Origin of the sequence: Myxococcus xanthus (assembly GCF_013116825.1) — a bacterium.
Lineage (GTDB): Bacteria > Myxococcota > Myxococcia > Myxococcales > Myxococcaceae > Myxococcus > Myxococcus xanthus_B.
On the sequence record NZ_JABFNS010000235.1, the window covers coordinates 1 to 6,554 of the forward strand.

General features: G+C 65.6%; 5 protein-coding genes. 1 reads left to right on the plus strand and 4 read right to left on the minus strand.

Features of this window, described 5'->3' with window-relative positions:
- Window positions 1-93: 93 nt before the first annotated feature.
- Window positions 94-315 (minus strand): helix-turn-helix domain-containing protein, encoded by a 222-nt coding sequence (locus HNV26_RS36420; protein ID WP_171445462.1) that lies wholly within the window; start codon window positions 313-315, stop codon window positions 94-96.
- Entirely contained in the window at window positions 312-872 is a 561-nt protein-coding gene (locus tag HNV26_RS36425; protein ID WP_216613065.1) for a transposase, read from the minus strand. Before HNV26_RS36425 ends, HNV26_RS36420 begins: the two co-directional genes overlap by 4 nt.
- A gap of 317 nt (window positions 873-1,189) precedes the next feature.
- On the opposite strand from HNV26_RS36425, the gene HNV26_RS36430 reads away from it, so the two are divergent.
- The gene (locus HNV26_RS36430; protein WP_171445461.1) at window positions 1,190-2,323 is read left to right on the plus strand and encodes a DUF6348 family protein; all 1,134 of its coding nucleotides are present in this window, start codon (window positions 1,190-1,192) and stop codon (window positions 2,321-2,323) included.
- A gap of 62 nt (window positions 2,324-2,385) precedes the next feature.
- On the opposite strand, the gene HNV26_RS36435 is transcribed toward HNV26_RS36430, so the two are convergent.
- Together HNV26_RS36435 and HNV26_RS36440 are read right to left on the minus strand one after the other, a co-directional pair.
- The gene (locus HNV26_RS36435; protein ID WP_171445460.1) at window positions 2,386-3,396 is read right to left on the minus strand and encodes a ribonucleotide-diphosphate reductase subunit beta; all 1,011 of its coding nucleotides are present in this window, start codon (window positions 3,394-3,396) and stop codon (window positions 2,386-2,388) included.
- A gap of 75 nt (window positions 3,397-3,471) precedes the next feature.
- Entirely contained in the window at window positions 3,472-5,988 is a 2,517-nt protein-coding gene (locus HNV26_RS36440; protein WP_171445459.1) for a ribonucleoside-diphosphate reductase subunit alpha, read from the minus strand.
- Window positions 5,989-6,554: the final 566 nt, after the last annotated feature.

Sequence of the window (6,554 nt, forward strand, 5' to 3'; positions counted from 1 at the left end):
CCACCATCCGCTTCACCATCTCCGCCTTGAATGCATCCGTGTACGACACAGCTACCTGCCTGTACTCGCCCCCGGGGTGGTCAGCTCGGCCGGTCAGCCGAGGCGACAACTTCCCTGACACAGGGGGAGGATGCGGCGTCGCTCCACCTCGGAGAGTTGGTTGGCGGGCCGGGTATACGGACCGCACCGCCGGTCCTCGGACGTCGCTGGCTTCCTCCAGCGCTGGATGGTGCGCGGGGCCACCCCGAGCCGCTCGCAGATGGCCTCCAGGCGCACGCCCTTCTCCAGGGCCTCGTCGACGTGGGCGAGCGTCATTTCTCGCTCTTCTCGTCCGCTGCGTCGTCCTCGTCTGCCAGGTGCCTCTCGTCCCAACCCATCGCCTGAAGTTTTTTTTCGAGCACCAGCAGCGCCGCCGCCTCCGCCAGCGCCTTCTCCTTGCGATGCAGCTCCCGCTCGAGTTCCTTCACCCGCTTCTCGGCGGCGGCCAGGCGCTTGCGCTCCTTGGCCGGCAGCGGCTCGCTCGCCGTGCCTGAGAGCGCACCCGCGGCCGTCTGCTGCCACTCCCTCAGCTGCGCCTCATGCAGCCCCTCTCCACGCAGCAGCGCCCCCAACTCCTCGCCTTTGAGCTCCTGGGCCGCCACCAGCACGCGCAGCTTCTCCTCGGGCGTCCACTTCTTCGGCACGGGGGAGGCAGCGGGCTTCTTCTCTTCGGACGGGGGCGTCATGGCCGCTACCCTATTCGCCGCCCTCAACCACTGCGACAACGTCGGCTGGGACACCCCTACCTGACGGGCCAGTGTCGCGGCACTCACCGCGTTCGGGCCCATCATCCGCTTCACCATCTGCGTCTTGAATGCGTCTGTGTACGGCACCGCAACCGCCTGCGCTCGCCCCCAAGGCGTCATCCGCTCGGCACGTCCGCCGAGGCGACAACTTCCCTGACACAGGGGGGACGCTCGTCCCTGGTGGCCGTCACGAGCTTCAGACTGGATGGAGGGGTGTGGCTCCCAACCTGTGTCCTCTCCGAGGGAGCTTGCCGCCTGCTCTGCCTCCGACCGTAGCGTGAGAGGCTGAAATTACAAGGAGGCTCCTGGCTGCTCAGGATGAAGGCCAACGCGTGCGTCACGCTGAGATTGGAGCTTCGCTCACCATCGCATGCCGAGTTCGCGCTATGCTTCCCGTGCCCGATATGGAAGTCATCTCCGCCACTGAGTCGTTGCGCGACTTGCTCGAAGCTCACGATGTCCCATGTCATGTCGAGGGAGAGTGGCTTCGACTTGGCGAGTCGGGGCCCCGTGTGCAGGGGTGGTACATCTACAGGCCAAACGCTAACACTGAGCGGTCTGTCCGGCTGGACGTGGTGTTCGAGTTATGGCCGGGCAGGGTGATTACCGAGTCGTTCAGCTGTCAGGGGGACTCAAGAGATGATGCCCAGCGGAACGTGATTGAGAGCTTCTCGAGGAGCTCGCTTCACGTCCTGTTGAGTGCATTCCTGAATGTCGGCAGTGAGTACATTCAAGTAGAGGAGTGGGGTGTTGGCGGTAGCGCCCGACAGGTGTTCCTCGGCGAGGTTGTGGCGCTCAGTTCGAACCCCTCGGATGTCCCGGAGCCTGCCTGGCTCACGTTGTTCGAAGATGCTGTCAAGTCACTGCCGCTCGCTCCAGGGACCCACTGGGTGCGAATCTATTTCGCGCAGCTTGATGCGCGGATTCTGGCCCTTGAAGTCCTGCTCGACAACGAAGAGTGGCCAGAACTCAAGGCGGGACTTGAGAGGGCTCCCTGGCCTCGGGCTCAGGGGCTACTCAGTAACCGCCTGTTCCTGGTCCTCCAGGGCGGCGTCGATGTGAGCAGGGCGGTCGCGACTTTCGTTGAGCATGCAGACCAGCCGGTCGACGTCATTCAGCGTGAGATTCAAGCTCAAGGTGCATCGCTGCTTGAGGCAGAAAAGCTCGTGGCCTACATCCCTGAGGCTTTTGGCGCAGCCTGCGCTACGAACGTTGGCGCGAAGGTCCCAGAGTCGGTTCAGTTCGTCGAGTGGAACGGCTCGGCGACATATGACGTCGTACTGGCCCAGGACCCGCTCTGGCTTGAGGCGAGCCGCCTTGCGAAGCGCACTCTCGACGGTCGGGGTCTCAGCGAAGATCAGCTCGACGCGATCATCAACCGGAGCGTGCTGCTGGATAAGCTCGACGTAGCCATCGCAGCAGGGGCCAAGCCCGAAATTGTCGTGTTGGGCCCATTCACCATCGCGCTCACCGAGGAAGGAACGCAGGCCATGAGGCTTGAGGCCGCCGAGAGGGCCTCGCTACAGAACCGCGACTGAACCGCGCGCTGACCTCAACCGGGGCGCCTGAAACCGCGCCCCGGGACACAGCGCACAGCCACTCAGAACGCCGCGTCGAGCACGACGTCCGTGGCCGCACCAACACCCACGGCCACCTGGTACGACGACACGCGGCGCTCGAAGAAGTTCGTGAGCTCCTGCACGTCCTGCAGGTCCATGAAGTGCAGTGGGTTCTTCGTGCCGAACACCGGCGTCATGCCCAGCATCTGGAGCCGCTGGTCCGCCACGTACTCCAGGTAGCCGCGCATGTCCTGTACGGACAGGCCCATCACTCCGCCGCTCAGCAGGTCCTGGGCGAACTGCGTCTCGCACTCCACGGCCTCGCGGAGCATTGCCACCACGTCGCGCTCCATCTGCGCGTCGAAGAGGTCCGGCTCCTCCTTGCGTGCCACCTGGATGGCCTCGAACGCGAACCCCATGTGCGCGCTCTCGTCCCGGAACACCCAGTTGGTGCCCGCCGCCAGGCCGTTCAACAGGCCCTTGCTGCGCAGGAAGTACACGTAGGCGAAGGCCGCGAAGAAGAAGAGGCCTTCAATGCAGCCCGCGAAGCAGATGAGGTTCAGCAGGAACTGCCGCCGGTGCGCCTTCGTCTGCAGCGTGTCCAGCCCCTGGATGCTGTCCATCCACTTCATGCAGAACTGCGCCTTGCGCTGGATGGAGGGGATGTTGTCGACGGCCGCGAAGGCCATCGCCCGCTCCGCCGGGTCCGGCACGTAGGTGTCCAGCAGCGTCAGGTAGAACTGGACGTGCAGCGCCTCCTCGTAGAGCTGGCGCGACAGGTACATCCGCGCCTCAGGGGCGTTCAGGTGCTTGTAGAGGTTCAGCACCAGGTTGTTGCCGACGATGCTGTCACCCGTCGCGAAGAACGCCACCAGCCGGTGGATGAGGTGGCGCTCCGCGTCCGTCATCTTCGAGCGCAGGTCCACCAGGTCCGTGGAGAAGTCGACCTCCTCCACGGTCCAGGTGTTCTTGATGGCGTTCCGGTACATCTCGAAGAACTGCGGATACGCCATCGGGCGCAGCGTGAGATTCAGGCCAGGGTTCAACAGCATTGCTTCCGTGCTCCTCGCGCTGCGGCGCGGTGTCTCAGTCGTTCTTCAAAAAGCGAAACCGCCAACGTCCCAGACCTACTGGCAGGCCTCGCACGCCTCCGGGTTCTCCAGCGAGCAGGCCACCGCCTCGGCCTCGGTCGCCTTCGCCACCGGGGCAGGGGCCGCCGACGCCATGCTGGCGCCACCACCCGCGCCCACCGTGGCCTTGGCAATCCGCGTCGCCGGACGCGAGCGCAGGTAGTAGGTGGTCTTCAGGCCCTTCTGCCACGCGTAGAAGTACATCGAGGACAGCTTCCCGATGTTCGGCGTCTCCACGAAGAGGTTGAGCGACTGGCTCTGGTCGATGAACGCGCCGCGGTCCGCGCCCATGTCCAGCAGCGAGCGCATCGGCAGCTCCCACGCCGTGCGGTACACCGCGCGCAGGTTCTCCGGCAGCTCCGTGATGTCCTGGACGCTGCCTTCCGCCATCTTGATGCGGTTGCGGATGTTCTCGTTCCACAGCCCCAGCGCCTGGAGGTCGCGTACCAGGTAGCGGTTCACCTGGAGGAAGTCACCCGACAGCGTCTCGCGCTTGAACAGGTTGGACACCTGCGGCTCGATGCACTCGTAGCAGCCCACGATGGACGCAATCGTCGCCGTGGGGGCAATGGCAATCATCAGCGAGTTGCGCAGGCCGTGCTTCATGATGCGCTGGCGCAGCGCGTCCCAGCGCGCCGTGTCCTCGGGCACCACGCCCCAGTGGTCGAACTGGAGCTCGCCCTTGGCCGCCCGCGTCTCCGCGAAGGACTCGTGGGCGCCGTACTGCTCGGCCAGCTCGCAGGACGTGGTCAGCGCCGCGAAGTAGATCTCCTCCGAAATCTTCTTGGAGAGCGCACGCGCCTCCGCCGAGTCGAAGGCCAGCTTGAGCTGGAAGAAGACGTCCTGGAGCCCCATCAGGCCCAGGCCCACCGGGCGCCAGCGCTTGTTGGACGAAGCCGCCGTGGGGATGGGGTAGTAGTTCAGGTCGATGACGCGGTCGAGCTGCCGCATCGCGAGCTGGGCGTTGGCGCGCAGCCGCTCGAAGTCGAACTTCCCGTCCACCAGCATCCGGCTCAGGTTCAGCGAGCCCAGGTTGCACACCGCCGTCTCACCCTGGCTCGTCACCTCCAGGATTTCGGTGCACAGGTTGGACAGGTGAATGACGTTGCCCGCCTTGCCCGTCTGGTTGCTCTTGCGGTTGCTGATGTCCTTGAAGGTCATCCAGCCGTTACCCGTCTGCGCCAGGCACTTCATCATCCGGGCGTAGAGGTCACGCGCCTTCACCTTGCGCATGGCCAGGCCGTCGGCCTCGGCCTTCGCGTAGGCCTGCTCGAAGGCGTCACCGTACAGGTCCGTGAGGTGGGGGACGGACTTCGGGTCGAACAGGCTCCAGTCGCCGTCCGCCTCCACGCGCTTCATGAAGAGGTCCGGCACCCAGTTGGCCAGGTTCAGGTTGTGCGTGCGGCGCGCGTCGTCGCCGGTGTTCTCACGCAGCTCGAGGAAGTCCTCGATGTCCGCGTGCCACGTCTCCAGGTACACACAGCACGCGCCCTTGCGCTTGCCGCCCTGGTTCACCGCCGCCACGGAGGCGTCCAGCGTCTTCAGCCAGGGGACGATGCCGTTGGAGTGCCCGTTGGTGGACTTGATGAGCGAGCCGCGCGCGCGCACCCGGTGGTACGCCACGCCGATGCCGCCGGAGAACTTCGACAGCATCGCGATGTCCGAATACTTCTTGTAGATGGCGTCCAGCTCGTCCGCGGGCGAGTCCAGCAGGAAGCAGCTCGACAGCTGCTCGTGGCGCGTGCCCGAGTTGAACAGGGTGGGGGAGCTGGGCAGGTACTCCAGCGAGCTGAACAGCCGGTACAGCTCGATGGCCTCATTCACATTGTCGCCGCTGAGCGCGCTGGCCACGCGGAGGAAGAACTCCTGCGGCGTCTCCAGCACCTCGCGCGTCTGCGGGTTCTTCAGCAGGTACCGGTCGTAGACGGTGCGCAGGCCGAAGTACTCGAAGAGGTCGTTGCGCGACGGGTCGATGGCCGCGTTGAGCTTGCGCGCGTTGGCCTGGACGAACTGGAGCAGGCGGTCCGCGATGAGACCGTGCTTGTGGCCCGCGGCGACGGACTGGCTGAAGGAGTGGATGTCCTGGTTGCTGACCTCCTTCTGGATGAAGGTGGCCAGCAGGCGCGCGGAGAGGCGGCCGTACTCGGGCTCCTCCACGATGAGGGCGGCGGCCGTCTGGATGGAGAGGCTGTCCAGCTCGCGCGTCGTCGCGCCGTCATACAGGCCGGAGATGGTCTTCGTGGCCACGCGCATCGCGTCCACGCGGGGCAGGCCCACGCAGGAGCGGCCCACGGCGCGCACAATCTTGTTGAGGTCTACCGTCTCCGTGCCGCCGTTGCGCTTACGCACCCGCATGGAGGTGGCGCTGAAGTCGCCCGCCGTGGGCTCGGAAGCAACCGCGCCCGAGGCAGCGGCGCCCGTCGGCGCTGTCGTCGTCGCCGGCGTGGACGGACCGGAGGTGACGGGCGGGACAGACATGTTGGCGGACGGCTTCACGGGCGTATCGAAGTTCACGAGCGGCTCACTCCAGACAAAAGCAGGGCGCTTCGGGCAGACACGAGGCCTGTCCAGGGAAGCGGACTTCCCCACCACGTTACTGGAAAATTGTTCAGGTGAGTCCCGTTCCGGCGGGACGGGACTAGCGACTGGAGTCGACGGTGTGTCTGGGGGGATTTATGGGCCAGACCGACGTTGTAAGCAAGAAACCCACAGTCCCTCCTCTTCCCCGCTCCCAGCCACATCGGCTGGTGGGGCGCCATCGACCAGCCACAAGCTATGGGGGGGTACCCAACCTGTCAACGCGAGATCTAGTGCTCAGCCCGGCATGGCCCGTGCAATCTATGATCGATCTCCGAGTCGATCTCGCAGTCATTCCGTGAACACTCGGTGACCCCGCTCAGGAACGTGGAGTGTGGGCCTCCTGGAATCCACCGTGGACGGTCAGAAAGGGCCCTACGGAGGGGTTGGAACCACACCGCCCGCATCCGTCCCGGTGGGGGCCTGGGGGGCTCCGTCCAGGGCCTCCCCGGTGGTCTCCGGCTGCGGCGTGGGGGCCGGAGCCGGCGCAGTGGGGGCGGGCT

Bases quoted from the DNA above. Each gene is read 5' to 3' on its own strand.
- HNV26_RS36420 (WP_171445462.1), bottom strand. From the start codon at position 315: ATGACGCTCGCCCACGTCGACGAGGCCCTGGAGAAGGGCGTGCGCCTG.
- HNV26_RS36430 (WP_171445461.1), top strand. From the start codon at position 1,190: ATGGAAGTCATCTCCGCCACTGAGTCGTTGCGCGACTTGCTCGAAGCT.
- HNV26_RS36435 (WP_171445460.1), bottom strand. From the start codon at position 3,396: ATGCTGTTGAACCCTGGCCTGAATCTCACGCTGCGCCCGATGGCGTAT.